The sequence below is a fragment of the Nitrospirota bacterium genome, from assembly GCA_040752355.1.
Classification (GTDB): Bacteria; Nitrospirota; Thermodesulfovibrionia; order Thermodesulfovibrionales; family Dissulfurispiraceae; genus JBFMCP01.
On sequence record JBFMHE010000028.1, the window covers coordinates 24,853 to 39,491 of the forward strand.

The 14,639-nt window shown below is 56.6% G+C and carries 17 protein-coding genes and 1 tRNA gene; 8 read left to right on the plus strand and 10 right to left on the minus strand.

Going from position 1 to position 14,639, the window contains the following annotated elements; all coding sequences use genetic code 11:
• The first annotated feature begins 95 nt into the window (after nt 1-95).
• The gene (locus AB1805_15850) at nt 96-1,910 is read left to right on the plus strand and encodes a KUP/HAK/KT family potassium transporter (protein MEW5746903.1); all 1,815 of its coding nucleotides are present in this window, start codon (nt 96-98) and stop codon (nt 1,908-1,910) included.
• A gap of 18 nt (nt 1,911-1,928) precedes the next feature.
• On the opposite strand, the gene tolB is transcribed toward AB1805_15850, so the two are convergent.
• From tolB to tolQ, 4 genes are all read right to left on the minus strand, one after another.
• Nucleotides 1,929-3,146 carry a Tol-Pal system beta propeller repeat protein TolB gene (gene tolB / locus AB1805_15855; GenBank protein ID MEW5746904.1) on the minus strand — a complete coding sequence of 406 codons (1,218 nt, stop codon included), beginning with the start codon at nt 3,144-3,146 and terminating at the stop codon, nt 1,929-1,931.
• 245 nt (nt 3,147-3,391) lie between these two features.
• Entirely contained in the window at nt 3,392-4,117 is a 726-nt protein-coding gene (locus tag AB1805_15860; protein MEW5746905.1) for a cell envelope integrity protein TolA, read from the minus strand.
• Nucleotides 4,114-4,515 carry an ExbD/TolR family protein gene (locus AB1805_15865; protein MEW5746906.1) on the minus strand — a complete coding sequence of 134 codons (402 nt, stop codon included), beginning with the start codon at nt 4,513-4,515 and terminating at the stop codon, nt 4,114-4,116. The genes AB1805_15860 and AB1805_15865 overlap by 4 nt, the downstream gene beginning before the upstream one ends.
• A gap of 12 nt (nt 4,516-4,527) precedes the next feature.
• Complete coding sequence (gene tolQ / locus AB1805_15870) at nt 4,528-5,127, minus strand: protein TolQ (GenBank protein ID MEW5746907.1); 600 nt, start codon at nt 5,125-5,127, stop codon at nt 4,528-4,530.
• 160 nt (nt 5,128-5,287) lie between these two features.
• Here tolQ and rfaE1 point away from each other — a divergent pair, with 160 nt between their 5' ends.
• The 3 genes from rfaE1 to AB1805_15885 all read left to right on the plus strand — a co-directional run bounded on the left by rfaE1 (nt 5,288) and on the right by AB1805_15885 (nt 8,021).
• On the plus strand, nt 5,288-6,274 hold the full coding sequence (gene rfaE1 / locus AB1805_15875) for a D-glycero-beta-D-manno-heptose-7-phosphate kinase (protein ID MEW5746908.1): 987 nt from the start codon (nt 5,288-5,290) through the stop codon (nt 6,272-6,274).
• Between the two features lie 110 nt (nt 6,275-6,384).
• Nucleotides 6,385-7,416 (plus strand): 7-cyano-7-deazaguanine synthase, encoded by a 1,032-nt coding sequence (locus tag AB1805_15880; GenBank protein MEW5746909.1) that lies wholly within the window; start codon nt 6,385-6,387, stop codon nt 7,414-7,416.
• On the plus strand, nt 7,413-8,021 hold the full coding sequence (locus tag AB1805_15885) for a hypothetical protein (GenBank protein MEW5746910.1): 609 nt from the start codon (nt 7,413-7,415) through the stop codon (nt 8,019-8,021). Before AB1805_15880 ends, AB1805_15885 begins: the two co-directional genes overlap by 4 nt.
• Nucleotides 8,022-8,036: 15 nt before the next feature.
• Here the strand turns inward: AB1805_15885 and AB1805_15890 are convergent, their stop codons facing one another.
• The 4 genes from AB1805_15890 to hisA all read right to left on the minus strand — a co-directional run bounded on the left by AB1805_15890 (nt 8,037) and on the right by hisA (nt 10,836).
• Nucleotides 8,037-8,681 (minus strand): hypothetical protein, encoded by a 645-nt coding sequence (locus AB1805_15890; GenBank protein ID MEW5746911.1) that lies wholly within the window; start codon nt 8,679-8,681, stop codon nt 8,037-8,039.
• A gap of 63 nt (nt 8,682-8,744) precedes the next feature.
• Entirely contained in the window at nt 8,745-9,599 is an 855-nt protein-coding gene (gene hisF / locus AB1805_15895) for an imidazole glycerol phosphate synthase subunit HisF (protein ID MEW5746912.1), read from the minus strand.
• A gap of 81 nt (nt 9,600-9,680) precedes the next feature.
• Nucleotides 9,681-10,046, minus strand: a complete 366-nt coding sequence (locus AB1805_15900) for a four helix bundle protein (protein MEW5746913.1) — start codon at nt 10,044-10,046, stop codon at nt 9,681-9,683.
• 64 nt (nt 10,047-10,110) lie between these two features.
• Nucleotides 10,111-10,836, minus strand: coding sequence for a 1-(5-phosphoribosyl)-5-[(5-phosphoribosylamino)methylideneamino]imidazole-4-carboxamide isomerase (gene hisA, locus AB1805_15905; GenBank protein MEW5746914.1), 726 nt, complete (start codon nt 10,834-10,836; stop codon nt 10,111-10,113).
• Between the two features lie 16 nt (nt 10,837-10,852).
• Between hisA and AB1805_15910 the strand changes: the two genes are divergently transcribed.
• From AB1805_15910 to AB1805_15925, 4 genes are all read left to right on the plus strand, one after another.
• Nucleotides 10,853-11,671 (plus strand): DUF3108 domain-containing protein, encoded by an 819-nt coding sequence (locus tag AB1805_15910; GenBank protein MEW5746915.1) that lies wholly within the window; start codon nt 10,853-10,855, stop codon nt 11,669-11,671.
• Nucleotides 11,672-11,732: 61 nt separating this feature from the next.
• Nucleotides 11,733-11,809, plus strand: a tRNA-Met gene (locus tag AB1805_15915).
• A 233-nt stretch (nt 11,810-12,042) separates the two neighbouring features.
• The gene (locus tag AB1805_15920) at nt 12,043-12,303 is read left to right on the plus strand and encodes an AbrB/MazE/SpoVT family DNA-binding domain-containing protein (GenBank protein MEW5746916.1); all 261 of its coding nucleotides are present in this window, start codon (nt 12,043-12,045) and stop codon (nt 12,301-12,303) included.
• Nucleotides 12,284-12,682: a type II toxin-antitoxin system VapC family toxin gene (locus tag AB1805_15925; protein ID MEW5746917.1), complete on the plus strand. Its 399-nt coding sequence runs from the start codon at nt 12,284-12,286 to the stop codon at nt 12,680-12,682. Before AB1805_15920 ends, AB1805_15925 begins: the two co-directional genes overlap by 20 nt.
• Before the next feature lie 280 nt (nt 12,683-12,962).
• On the opposite strand, the gene AB1805_15930 is transcribed toward AB1805_15925, so the two are convergent.
• Together AB1805_15930 and AB1805_15935 are read right to left on the minus strand one after the other, a co-directional pair.
• The gene (locus AB1805_15930) at nt 12,963-14,168 is read right to left on the minus strand and encodes an ATP-binding protein (GenBank protein ID MEW5746918.1); all 1,206 of its coding nucleotides are present in this window, start codon (nt 14,166-14,168) and stop codon (nt 12,963-12,965) included.
• A gap of 259 nt (nt 14,169-14,427) precedes the next feature.
• On the minus strand, nt 14,428-14,639 hold a 212-nt coding region (locus AB1805_15935; protein ID MEW5746919.1), incomplete at its 5' end, for a hypothetical protein.

The window sequence follows — 14,639 nt, forward strand, 5'->3', positions numbered from 1 at the left end:
TGCGGTGTCTTGACAGCCAGGCTGCAAACCATTAAAGTTAATGGTGCTGCAAAGAAGATAGCGTAACCGCTTTCTCCATAGAATGAGCATCCTTCATGATTGAACGAGAGTCTCCCGTCAAGGGCATCATAAGGTCGTTAGGCCTTGTCTTCGGTGATATAGGGACCAGCCCTATTTATACGCTCACTGTTATTTTTCTCCTCACGAGACCTACCGAGGCTAATGTCATAGGGGTGCTGTCGCTGATCGTCTGGACCCTCATCATTCTTGTGACGGTGGAGTACGCCTGGCTCGCCATGAGCCTGAGCAAGAAGGGAGAGGGGGGCACGATCGTGCTCAGGGAGATCCTGCTGCCGATGCTCAAGTCGGGCCGGAAGGTCGCCTTCATCACCCTTCTGTCCTTCATCGGCATATCGCTCCTGGTCGGCGACGGCGTGATAACTCCTGCGATCAGTATCCTCAGTGCGGTCGAAGGCATGCTGCTCATCCCGGGGCTCGAGAAGACGAGCCGGGAGACGCTCATTCTGATTGCGGCGCTGATCGCCATAGCGCTCTTTGCGGTTCAGCGGAAAGGGACCGAAAAGGTGGCGGGCGCCTTCGGCCCCCTCATGGTCGTATGGTTTTCGTCGCTGGCCGTCTCCGGGGTCGTCGCGCTCACGGAGGTCCCTTCCATCGTACGAGCAGTCAATCCCTACTACGCCTTCACCTTTCTCTCCGAGAACGGTATTGCCGGCTTCTTTGTTCTTTCGGAAGTGATCCTCTGCGCCACCGGAGGCGAGGCGCTCTATGCCGATATGGGGCATCTCGGCCGCGCGCCGATCATCAGGGCGTGGGTCTTCGTCTTCGCCGCCCTGCTCCTGAACTACTTCGGCCAGGGCGCGTTTCTCCTGCAGCATCCCGAGGCGAAGAATGTCCTCTTCGAGATGGTTTTTTACCAGGCGCAGTTTCTCTATATTCCGTTCCTCATGCTGAGCATCACCGCAACCATCATCGCGTCGCAGGCGATGATCAGCGGGATGTTCTCGATCTTCTACCAGGCGATCATGACCCATATCATGCCGCTCTTCAAAGTCGATTACACCTCCACCGAGCTCCGCTCGCAGATATACATCGGCTTCGTGAACTGGTTCCTCCTCATCGCGGTCCTCTTCATCATGGTGGAGTTCAGAGAATCGCACAACCTTGCGGCGGCGTACGGCCTGGCGGTGACGGTCGATATGACGATAACCGGCATTCTGATCACCATGATCTTCTTTTTGAGAAAGAACCGTCTCAAGCTCGCCGTTGCCCTGCTCGTTGTTGCGGTCGATGCGACCTTTCTCCTCTCGAATACCTATAAAATTCCCCATGGGGGCTACTGGTCGCTCATCATCGCAGCGGTCCCTTTCAGCATCATCATGATTTATACCAGGGGCCAGCGGCGGCTGTACCGGTCTCTTCAGCCCATGAGCCTCGAAACGTTTCTCGAAACCTATAGAGAGCGGTACCGGCACGAGGCGACAATAAAGGGAACGGCCCTCTTCTTTGCCCGGGACGTGAACCGTATCCCGCCGTATATCGTCCAGACCATGTTCGCCAACCGGATCGTCTATACGGACAACATTATCGTCTCCATCGTACGGCGGGACGATCCTTTCGGTGCAACCGGGTTCTTCAAGGCCTGTTACGCCGAGGGGCTCCGCTCTTTCGAGATACAGCTCGGGTACATGGAGGTGGTCGATATCGAAGAGATCCTCAAAGAGGCGGGCATCGAGGAGACGGTGATCTTCTACGGCCTCGAGGATATCTCGACGAGAAACATCATCTGGAAGCTCTTCGCCCTCATAAAGAAGATCACCCCTTCCTATGTGCAGTTCCACAAGCTGCCTTCATACAAGCTTCACGGTGTGATCACACGGGTCGAGATGTAAGAGGCCGCTACAACGCGTTTATAGCGGCGCCCAGCCCGGGCTGGTGGCCCTGAGCCCCCGGGGAGTGACACGGACAGCGCCCTCCCCGTTTGCCCTCATGAGGTAAACGCCCTTCGATCCGTCCCTGTCGGACATGAACGCAAGATAGCGTCCATCGGGGGAGAAGGATGGGTCCTCGTTGTTTCCTTCATGGGTGAGCTGCTGCAGGCCCGAACCGTCCGGCTTTACGATGAAGATATGGTTCCTGCCTCCCGCACGGCCGACAAAGGCGATGCGGTCTCCCTTGGGCGACCAGACCGGCGAGGTATTGTATGTCCCTTCGAAGGAGACCCTCCTTACCCCGTACCCGTCCTGGTCGGCAACATAGATGTGAGGGTTGCCTGCGCGGTTCGAGACGAAGGCGATCGATCTCCCGTCACCCGACACCGACGGCGATACATCGATCCAGGGGGAGGATATGATCTTTCGTTCACCTCCGGTGCTGCTATCGGCGACATAGATATCCGGGTTGCCGTCCTTCGAGGAGGTATAGACAAAGTCCCTGCTGTTCGGGAAGAAGTTCCCGGCCATGGCGAGGCTTTTCGGGAGGGCAATGCCCCGCTCTTTCATGGAGCTCATGTCGAGGAGGAATATCCCCCACTGCCGATGCCGCTCCGCGGAATAGAGCAATTTGGCGCCGTCAGGCGACCAGCGCGGGCCGAGGAGAATACCTCCTGTTATCCCGAGCCCGTGAGCACGGTGGCCATCCCAATCCATCACATAGAGCTCTCTCTTCCCCCCTTTCTCGCCGACAAAGGCGATCCTCGTCCGGAACACTCCCTGCTGGCCGGTGATCAGCGTGTAGAGGTCGTTGGCGATCGAGTGGGCGAGAGGCCGGAGAAGGTCCGGAGCGGCAGAGTACTCTTTATTGAGGACCTGCCCTCCTGCGGCGACATCATAGGCTGCGACAACGACGCTCACCTTTCGGGGGGAGACCAGGGAGACCCTTCCCTTGACCACGAGCTCGGCGCCGATCCCTCTCCAGTTTACGGGATTGAAGGGCTGATCGGCCTTCTCGATATGAGCGGCCTCATCGATGCAGCTGAAGAGACCGGTAAAGGTGAGATCGTCCTTGACGATGTCCGATATGTCCTTATTGCCGGTGAAGCTCTGTACGGCAACAGGCAGTCTGCTGAGCCCGGGCGAGGTGATATCGATATATACTTTGGCAAAAGCAGGAGTCAGAGCCAAGAGCATAGAGCACAGAGCATAGAAAACAAAAAAGGCTAAGAGTTTGCCAACTCTGTTCCGAAGGTTCCTCATAGGGATATGATTATTGCTGGTCATTCCGGCTTGTCCGGAATCGTTCTTTCTGAAAGGACTCCCGACGCACGGGGCCTGTCCCGGCCTGTCCGGGGGGTGCGGGAATGACACCCCTCTTATGCTCCTCTTTGTAAGTGGTGGCTGTTGGCTGACGGCTGACGGCTTCTTTATGCTGTTGTTCATGGTCTGAATCTCACTCCCATCTCGATATCCCTGGGCGGGGGCGGCAGGGGGCTCGCGTTCGCGATCGCCCTCATGACCGACCGGTCGAAGAGCGGGCTTCCCGAGCTCTTCTCGATCCGGTCGATGGTGACGTTTCCGTCCTTTGCGATCTTGATCGAGATGATCGCCTCGAGGTCCCGGTCGATCGTCTCGGGGAATACCCACTGCTGCCTGATCCTGCTCTCGACGAGGGAGTAGTAATCCCCTCCGCCGGCTGGTCCGCTGCCGGCGCCCGGGGCGTTCCCCTTGGGCCCGGGATTGGCGGGTCTCGTCTGGGGAGTCTTCTGCGCGGCGCCGACGGTAACCACTTTTCTGAGCGACGCCAGCTGTTCGAGCCTCTTCTTCGCCCGCAGCGCATCGATGCGGTCGTTCACGAGGTGGTCCTCTTCTTTCTTTACTGTCTTCTTCGTCTCCCGGGGCAGGGTCATCGCAGGCTTCGCAGCAGGAGGCTCGACAGCCCTTGTCTCCCGCTCCTCGGCCTTAACCGGTTCTTTTACGCCACTGCCGGTCGAAGGGGAAGGCATTGTGCTGTCAACGAGGGAGACAACGTACGGCGAAGGCAGCCGCATGGTGGCGGTCCCTTTTGCTATGAGCAGGGCGACAATGACGGCAAGAAGGTGGAGGAGGAGAGAGTACGTTACGGCAGCGGAGATGCTCGAATCTTTCAGGCGTGAGGCGATCATGGCAGCGAAACTTTCGGTTCGGTGATCATACCGAGCTTTTCTATACCAGCCTCCTTTACCTCGCCCATTACCTCTACCACCAGCCCGTAGGGGACATCCTGGTCCGCCTTGAGATAGACATTCGGATTGAGCTTGCTGATCGCCGCGAGCTTCTTCGTCAGGTCGTTCATCGATACGGGGGTGTCGTTCATGTAGAGGGCGCCGCCCTTCTTTATGACAATCGAAATCCGTTCCTCCGGAGGCAGGTCTTTGCCCTTCGCCTTGGGCAGGTTCACATCGACCCCCTGCTGGAGCAGCGGTGCGGTGACCATGAAGATGATCAGCAGCACGAGCATGACATCCACGAGGGGGGTGACGTTGATCTCGGAGAGTACGGCTCTATTCTTGGTGGGTCTCATTGGGTGCCGCTGCTATTTCAGCATGTAGTCGATGAGCTCTTCTGAAAAGTCTTCCATCCCGATGATCATCCGGTTCGATCTGCTCAGAAAATAGTTGTACGCGATGACCGCCGGAATCGCCGCAGCGAGACCGATGGCGGTCGCTATGAGCGCTTCGGCAATACCCGGCGCGACAACGGCCAACGACGCCGATCCGGCGGTGCCGATGCCCCTGAAGGCGTTCATGATGCCCCAGACCGTACCGAAGAGCCCGATGAAGGGCGTCGACGACCCCGTGGTGGCGAGGAAATTGAGATAGCGCTGCAGGCGGGTCCCCTCGAGGGCGCTGTATCTCCTCAGCATCCGCTTGAGCTCGTCCCGCTCGGTATACGCCTTTTCGGAATAGACCGCCCTGAAGAGGCTCGCCTCCGGGCTGACGAGATGCCGCTTCGATACGGCATAAAGCTCCTGCGGTGAGCGGGTCGACTCGTACGCGCGCATGAAATCGCGGGTCTCTTTATCCGCCTTTGAAAAGTGCCGCCACTTCTGAATGATGATCGCCCAGGATACGATCGAAAAGAGGAGGAGAAGGGCGAGGACGAACTTTACGACAAGGCCTGCTTGAAGGATCAATTGCAATGCTGAATGCTCCATAATTCTATAAAGATTATATAAAATGCCCGTGAAATGTCAAATAGAGCAGAAGGGCACGCGCGTCCCGGACAGAGGGCGGCATGACCCTGCTGCGGCGATTTTGCATTCGCTTTTGCAAATGAGTTATTATTTCGACCATATGAGCTTTGCAGAGATCATCCGTTCCTTCAGGAACAAGAGAGTCCTCATCATAGGCGACCTGATCCTCGACCATTACATCTTCGGCAAGGTGAGCAGGATCTCTCCGGAAGCGCCGGTGCCGGTCGTCGATGTAGAGCGCGAGACCTTTCTCCTGGGAGGGGCGACCAATGTCGCCAATAACATAATCGCCCTCGGAGGCCAGGCGTCGATCGCCGGCATTATCGGCGCCGACAGCGCAGGAAGGGCGCTGAGAGAGCTGCTCGATGAGAAGGGCGTCTCGACCCAGGGTATTATCGAGGACAGGCGGCCGACGACCGTGAAGACGCGTGTCATCGCCCACAACCAGCAGGTGGTGCGCTTCGACCATGAAGACCGGAAGCGGCTCGAAGGCAGGAGCCTGGAGCAGTTCCTCGCGCATGTGAAGAGTGCGCTCAAGGAGCACGATGCCGTTATCGTGTCGGACTACAAGAAAGGGATTGTCTCGGCCGCGCTCATCAAGGCGCTCATCCGCTATGGAAAACAGAACAGCGCCTTCATCGCCGTGGACCCGAAGGTGGGGCACTTCCACTTCTATAAGAATGTCTCGATCATCACCCCGAACCTGCTCGAGGCGTCGCAGGGGTCGGGTGTCGAGATCAGGGATGAAGCGAGTCTCATGAAAGCAGGGAAGATGCTGATGAGCAGGCTCTCCTGCGGGGCGGTCCTCATCACCCGCGGTGAGGAGGGGATGAGCCTCTTCGAGCGGGACGCATCGAAAGCGGTCAAAGTAACCCATATCCCTACGGTCGCAAAGAAGGTCTTCGATGTTACGGGCGCAGGAGATACGGTCATCGCGGCGCTCTCTCTCGCCCGCACTGCCGGCGCGTCGCTGAAGGATGCGGCGATAATCGCCAACCATGCTGCAGGCATCGTCGTCGCCGAGGTCGGCACCGCGGTAGCCACCCCGGACACCCTTCTGAAGTCGCTCAAAACAAGCGCACGCTAAAGAGCCCTCTTGATTATCCGGCCCGCAGCAGCACAAAGAGTACTGCACAAACGATATGAGGTATAATAGAGAAAGTTTTTACCCATTACGCGTTACGGATCACGGTTGTTATGACGAAGGCGATAGCATTATATTCAGGCGGGCTCGACAGCACTCTCGCGATACTCGTTGCCATGAGGCAGGGTATCGAGGTGACGGCGGTAACCTTCCTCACCCACTTCGGCTGCGACATCTCCGACAGGTCGTCGTGCTCGAAGGACCCCTTCTCGGCAGCGCAGAAGTTCGGGTTCGAGGTAAAGCTCTGCCATCTCTCCGATAAATTCATCGAGATCGTGAAGCACCCCAGGTTCGGACACGGAAAGAACATGAACCCGTGTATCGACTGCCGTATCCTCATGCTGAAGGAGGCCAAAGCGCTCATGGCGATGCGCGGCGCCGATGTCCTCATCACCGGCGAGGTGCTGGGCCAGCGGCCCATGAGCCAGCGGAGGGATACCTTTCCGAGGATCGACCGGGAGGCGGGCGTGCAGGGCCTCGTGCTCCGGCCGCTCAGCGCGAAGCTGCTGAAGCCTACTCTTGCCGAAGAGCAGGGGCTCGTCGACAGAGAATTGCTCTATGCGTTCAACGGCCGCTCCCGGAAGCCACAGATGGCGCTGGCTGCCGAGCTCGGTCTGACCGAGTACCCGGCGCCGGCGGGAGGATGCCTCCTGACCGATCCGATCTATTCCTACAGGCTCAGAGAGCTCCTGCGCCGCAACCCTTCTCCTGCGCTTAACGACATCCACCTGCTGAGGGTCGGGCGGCACTTCAGGGTGAACGACGCCACAACGGTAGTCGTGGGACGGAAGCAGGAAGAGAATGAGGCGATTCAGGGCCTGGCCGGCGGCGATGATGTCCTGTTGTGGGTTGAGGGCTGCGGGAGCCCCCTGACCCTTGTCAGAGGAGAAAGCGGTCCCGAGGCGGTGCGCATGGCGGCATGCCTCTGCGCGCGCTACTCCGATGCAAAGGCGCGGGAGTCGGTCCCCGTTACGGTAAGCACAAAGGGAGAGCGGGTCAGTATCGAGGTGCCGCCTGCCTCGGAGCAGTTCATTGAAGAGCACATGATCAAGCCGGCGCCGCATAAAGGAGGAGTCTGCCGATGAAACGAGCGATGGTATTTTTAGTCCTGCTGGTTGCTTCCTGTGCAACCGTCACCAACTATCCCCTCGATCTCTCCTATGCGCCGCAGGCCGCCCGCACCGGAGACGGCAAGGGCTCGATCGCCGTTGCCCCGCTCATCGACAAGCGGGCTGTCCAGGACAGGCGGATCATCGGGAAGAGGGAGAGCGACGCGCCGTTCATCGCGCTGATAGACGAGCCCTCTGCAGCGCTCGCCAAAGGCTTTGCGCAGCACCTCGAGAGCCGCGGCTATGCGGTTACGCGGCTCACCGGAGGATGGGACGGCTCGGCTGCTGCGATCGACCCTGCCTGGGGCGACCTGGTGGTCGGCGGCTCCATAGAGGAGTTCAACGTCGTCTCCCGCGGCGATCTGGTCAAGAACGAATACACCTGTACGATACGGCTTACTCTCATCTTTGCCGACCCCCGCTCCAAAGAGATACGGCACAAGGAGCGCACCGAAGTCTCGACCTCGTACACAACGGTCGGGTTCAGCAGGGAGAAGGCAGAAGAGCTCATCAACAAGGCGCTCTCCGAAGCCGTGGAACGGGCACTGGCGGAGGCGCCCCGGTATATCGCCAAACCATAGAGAGTGCAGGGCAGGTTATGGGGCGGAGCGCAGCTGCCCTTGATGCTCGGGCATGACATGATAAATGCAGCAGGCGTCGCCGCTATGGATCGAGCGGGCCACCGTGGCCTCGGCGCCGGTCAGCTCCCGGACGAGCGTCGGGATGATCGTGCACATTTCGCGGTGGCGTAAGGATATCTGCCGGTAAATGCAGTTGAACACGGAGATGGTGTAGTACCCTTCCTCTCGCTTCAGCGAGGCGATCATGCCGCCCAGGTCGAGGTGGTTGACGATCTTCTTGAGCGCCTCTTCGGCTGGAAGACCCTGAAGCTGCGCCTTCATCCCCTGCGCCCACCGCTTCGCCATGGCATCGACGAGGATCCGCAGTTTTCCGGGGCCGTCGATAAGCTCGACCTGGGTGATCAGCTCTTCGAGCAGCTGTTCGTAACGCTTCGGGAAGAGCCCTTCCGCGCGCTCGCTGAGCTTGTATATCTTGAGCGGCCTCCCCCGCGCCTGTTTCTCCCAGCGGAAGGTGACGAGGCCCTCTTTCTCGAGAATGGCCATGTGCCCCCGCACCGCGTTGGTCGCGATCCTGAGCGTGCCGGTAAGGACCGGGATGGTGATCTCTCCGTTCTTCTTGATAAGGGTGAGTATCTCGCCTCGCGTGCCTGCAATCTCCATAGCGGACCATCCTCATCGTAAGATTTGAGAGCAACGATACCGGGACCAAAGGCGCCGGGGCTTCTATATCCTTACAGGAACCCCCCGCGACCTGAGATACTCCTTGGCCTCTCTGATCGTATACTCCCTGTAGTGAAAAATCGATGCGGCGAGCACCGCATCAGCCTTCCCTTGCGCAACGCCCTCATAGAGGTGCTCGAGGTTGCCGACCCCTCCTGATGCGATGACCGGTATCGAGACCGCCTCGGCGATCGCCCTGGTGAGCTCCAGGTCGTACCCGTCCTTGGTGCCGTCCCGGTCCATGCTGGTCAGGAGTATCTCGCCGGCGCCGAGCTCTTCCATATACCGGGCCCACGCGACGGCATCGATACCCTTGGGCCTCCTGCCGCCATGCGTATAGACCTCCCAGGCCTTCCGCGAGAAGTCGGTGATAACCAGGCGCTCTCTCTGAAGGGCGTTCTCGTTGAGCCAGGCAGGTACTTCCCGCGCCTGGTCGATCTCGAACCGCGAATCGTGGACCCGCTTTGCATCGATGGCGACGACGATGCACTGGCTGCCGAAGCGCTCTGCGCCCCTGCTGATGAACTCCGGATCATTGACCGCGGTGGTATTGACCGAGACCTTATCGCATCCCGCATTGAGCAGGTCCCTGATATCGTCGAGACCTTTGATTCCGCCGCCCACGGTCAGGGGCATGAAGACGTCGTTCGCCGTACGCTCTACGACATCGAGGATTATCTTCCGCTTCTCATGAGAAGCGGTGATGTCGAGGAATACCAGCTCATCCGCGCCCTGCTCGTCGTAATAGAGGGCGTTCTCGACAGGATCTCCCGCATCCCTGATATTGACGAAGTTCACGCCCTTCACCACCCGGCCGTCCCGTACGTCGAGGCAAGGGATTATTCTCTTCGCCAGCATACTAAACCTCGTAACGCGTAACGCGTAACGCGTGACCGGTTAACTGCAATTCGTAATGCATGAGGCACAACGAATCGGTAATCATTTTTCTTTCTCCTTCAAAAACTTGCTCAACCCGACAAGCATCTTTCTTATTGCTTCAATATCATTGAATACAGGGTGATCGTCAAGATAGTTAAATCTTCTCGAGAGCAGCAATTGGGTCTCTATTTCCGAAAGTGAGCCCATCGCTATGGAAAGAAATTGTAAAAACTCTTTATTAGATGTTCTCGCCGCGCCTTCAGCTATATTACTCGGGACCGAGACTGCTGAACGTCTGAGTTGTGAAACAATCCCGTACTGCTCATTTTTCGGGAAATCCGCAGTTAATTGATATGTTTTTTCTGCAAGCTCCATAGCTTTATTCCAGACGTCCAAATCTTTATGCGTTTTTGTCTTATTTGTCACTGATTACGCGTTACTCGTTACGCATCACGGCCTTTATTTCCTGCTTTTTTCTTTTTATCACTGATCACGCGTTACGCGTTACGGCCTTTATCGCTTCTTCCAGATCGAGAGAGCCTGAGTAGAGCGCTTTGCCGGTTATGGCGCCCCAGAGATTCTTGATGGCGAGCAGGTTCTTTATATCCTGAAGGGACGATATCCCTCCCGAGGCGATGACCGGGATCGCGAGGGCCCCGACCATTTCCCCTGTCGCTTCGACATTCGGGCCGGTCATCATGCCGTCTTTCGAAATATCCGTATAGATGATTCCGGCAGCGCCGAAATCCTGCATCTTCAGGGCGAGCTCTTTTGCGTCCGTATCGGTCACCTCAACCCACCCTTTCACTGCCACCCGGCCGTTCTTCGCATCGATGCCGACGAGCACGCTGCCCGGATACTTTTTCGCCGCCTCTTTAACCAGCTCGGGATTCTGGACCGCCACCGTGCCGAGAATAACTCTGTTCACCCCGAGCGCGATGAGCCGGTCGATCCTCTCGATATCCCGGATGCCGCCGCCGACCTCTATATCCATAGCGACGGCCTCGCGTATCCGGCGAATCCCCTCGAGGTTTTTCTGATTGCCCGTAAAGGCGCCGTCGAGATCGACCACATGGAGCAGTTTGGCCCCGCAGGCCTCCCACTTTCGGGCCGTTGCCGCAGGGTCATCCGAATAGACGGTGGCGTCTTCCTTCCTCCCCTGGAGGAGCCGCACACAGACGCCGTCTTTGAGGTCAATGGCTGGAATTACAATCATGGAGTAATATAACATAATGAAAGATGACTTCAGTAGCCGAAAGGCGGTGCACCCGGACAGCGCGATGATCGCCATTGCCTCCCCATATATCAGGAGAATGCTCCTCCTCTGCGCCCTCATCTCCTGCCTCGCTGCTCCGCCCCGTGCCGACGCCTTTACCGTGCCGGAGCGCCTGCAGTACGACCTCTCCTGGGGGGTCATCAAGACGGGCGAGGCAGTGCTCGAAGTGAGGAGAAACGGCAGCGGCGTCCAGCTCATCTCGCGGGCGGCGTCGGCAGGCTGGGTATCGGTCTTCTATAAAGTCGAAGACCTCGTCGTGAGCACCCTCAAGAAGGGCGTGCTCGGGGGCGCTTTTGAGGACCTGGTGGGTCTTCCCTACCACTACCGGATAACGCTGAGAGAGGGAAAACACCGGCGGGACAAGGAGCTCATCATCAGCCAGGAAGCGAGGAGGGTGACCTATATCAACCACCTCGAGAAGGAGCGGAAAGAGTACAGCACTACCGGCGGGCCGGTGCTCGATCCGCTCTCGAGCTTCTATTATGTGAGAACGCTTCCCCTCGAAGTGGGCAAATCCGTCTATATAAATGTAGTAGACGGCAAGAAGACCTATAAGGCCGAGGTGCAGGTGCTCAGGAAAGAGGTCGTCGAGACACCCCGCGGCCCGGTCAGTACCATTCTCATCAAACCTGTCATAAAGTCGGAAGGAATCTTCTCCCGGAGGGGCGATATCCTCATCTGGCTCACCGATGACCAGAAGCGGGTCCCCGTAATGCTCAAGACCAAAGTAGCCGTCGGCTCGGTGAAGGCGATGCTGGTGGGCGGGACATACTGAACGCCGTCACAGCGTGTATTGCCTTGAAAATCGCCGGTTTGCTATAATAAAAAGCTCGGGAGGCGGTGTAGCTCAGCTGGTTAGAGCATGCGACTCATATTCGCAGTGTCCGGGGTTCGATTCCCTGCACCGCCACCAATTTCCACTCTTTTATAACGCTCTCACAATAGGCTTTTTGATAAGCCTTGCTGTTTTAGAGACAGTACCTGTTTCCCTCTCGCATTGAAGAGCTGTATGCGCGCATGCATGCCCATTCCCATTCTTACTCGTTTCGCACCTGGCGTAATAAGCCCCGTATATCCTACTTATACGATATTGACTTACTTTCTTATGAAGTGTAAGATAAGCTATAAGTAAGGAGGTGCAGAGATATGGATTCGTCTACCGTAACCAGCAAAGGGCAGCTCGTCATTCCCGCACGTCTCAGGAAACGCTACGGCATCAAACCCGGAACAAAGGTCAATTTTGTGGAACGGGGGGCGGAAATCCTCTTCCAGCCCGTGACAAAAGAGTTTATCCGGAGCGTTCACGGCATGCTTACCAGCGAGACTTCGGTGACAGAAGAGCTGCTCAAGGAGCGGGTAAAGGAAAAAGAGCGGGAGGAAAGGAAGCTTGAAAAACACCGTTCTTGACAGCTATGCAGTGTTGGCCTTTCTTTTTAAAGAGAAAGGACACGAAAAGGTCCTTTCTCTTCTCGAGAAGTCTGCGGATGCCGACAGTCCGCTCCTGATCGCCTCCCCGAACTGGGCCGAAATCAGGTACATGATCGAGCGCAAAGCGGGCCGTACTAAATGGGGGGAGGTCCGCGCCCGGCTCCTTGGTTTGCCGCTGGAGATTGTTGCTGTTGATAGTGAACTGGCGGAAGCCGCCGGAGCGCTCAAAGTATCGCATAAAATGTCACTTGCCGATTGTTTTGCCGCGGCGCTTGCGAAGCAGCGCAAGGCCGAGCTCTACACCGGCGATCCGGAGTTCAAAGAGGTCGAGAAGGAAATGAGGATTGTCTGGCTATAACCGTAAATCTCCAACAGCTTGTCGGACAAGTACCCTGAGAAATCTAAAATCGTAGTCATCCCTGCCCGCAGCGCATACTTTCTTCTATCCCATGAGAAAGCCGGAGTGCGGAATAGATTCACCCAGAAAAGCAGGGGGGTCAGGTCTTGAATCTTGAATTTCCCAATAATTAAATTGCTCCTGCTCCTTCCTGCCCTCATAAAGTCCTCATGTCTGCTCCCGGTGCCACTCAGCACCTCGATTGGGTGAGGGCGGAAAGCCGCTCAATCACTGATCGATGTCACTCTTTCAGCCAAGCGTCGGGCAGCTCCGAGAAAAACTTTTCAAGGGGAATACCGGCTCCGCCCAAAACCAATGATTTTGCCTTGGGGTATTTTGAGCTGAACTTCTCCATGCCGGACACCTTAGCACTCCGGCCGCTCTTAACCTCTATGGCCCATGTGGACGATCCGCTTGTTATCACAAAGTCCACCTCTTTATCTCCATCCCGCCAGTACGTAAGCAGATGGCCTGTTCCGGAAAAACCATTGCAAAAGTGTGCCCCGACAGCATTTTCTACAAGCCTGCCCCACCACGATAGCTCGCCGACCATCTCTTTGAACGTTTTCGTCGATAGCGCATTGATCAGGGCATTGTTCCAAAGGATCAGCTTTGGACTGCTCCCACGCTTTCTTGTATGCCCCTGGGAAAAAAGTTCCAGCCCGCTTACGAGAAAAGCCGACTCGAGGAGTTTAAGATAGTGGGCAAGCGTGGTGGTATTGCCGGCATCCTGCAACTGGCCCAGCATCTTGTTATAGGAAAATATCCGGGCCGGAAAGGCTGCGGCAAGGGCAAAAAGATGGCGAAGAAGCGCTGGTTTGGCAATCTTCTGCATCTGCAACACGTCACGGGCAAGGACAGTTTCTACAAGAGAGTCCATGACATATCTCTTCCACTGTTGTTCTTCATGAACAAAGACAGCTGCTCCAGGATAGCCGCCAAAGTATAGCCATGTATTCAAATCCCAGCCAAAGGCGGACGAACATTCCTTAAAAGACCAGTGAGGACACCGCGTAAGAAAAAAACGTCCAGCCAGGCTTTCGCTGAGCCCCTCCTGAAGCAATAGTGCCGAGGATCCGAGTGCCAATAAACGGATATCCTGCCCTTGCTGCTGTGCGCGGTCCCAGAACATTTTCAGGCTCTCGCTCCACCCCTTGACCTTTTGAATTTCATCGAGGACAAGGACCACTGGTTTCCTGGTTCGCTGTAATTCAAACTCTGCCAGACGCCACTGAGTTTCGATCCATTCGTGACCGGGCGGCAAAGGGCTGTCTGCCGAAGCATAGACAGACGGATACGGGAGTCTTTTCAACACCTGTTGGGCCAAGGTCGTTTTGCCGACTTGCCTTGGACCGATAAGCACCTGAAAAACCGGCAGCCGTTTTCTAAGAGTCGCGGTGAGCACTTTTACCATAGGTCGTTCAAAAGCCATGAAAAAGCTTAACATCGACCAGGCAGCTATGTCAATATTACTCAATGACTGATTATTATTACTCAATTACAGATAAATGAAAAGGCAGGGGGCCAGGTCTTGAATCTTGAGTTTCCCAATAATTAAGTTGCTCCTGCTCCTTCCTGCCCTCATAAAATCCTCATGTCTGCTCCCGGTGCCACTCAGCACCTCGGTCGAGTGATGGCGGAAAGCCGCTCAATTCTTTGTAGCTGTAGAGCTGGAGCTGGGGACGTTGATGAATTAGTTGAGCTATTCATTGGATCATGAGTTTTGAAATAGCCGAAGTGGAGACCCCTGTTTCACGTGCCACCAGCGCTATGGGGATGCCGTATCTTTCCCAGGCATAAACCGCCGTATCTGTCTTTGCCGCAAGATTCCCAAAACGCTCAATGAAATAGTCTCTGTCTCTGTCGTCAGAGACTATAGCTTTCTTTTCTATTCCCCTGCATATTACGTGGTGCAGTG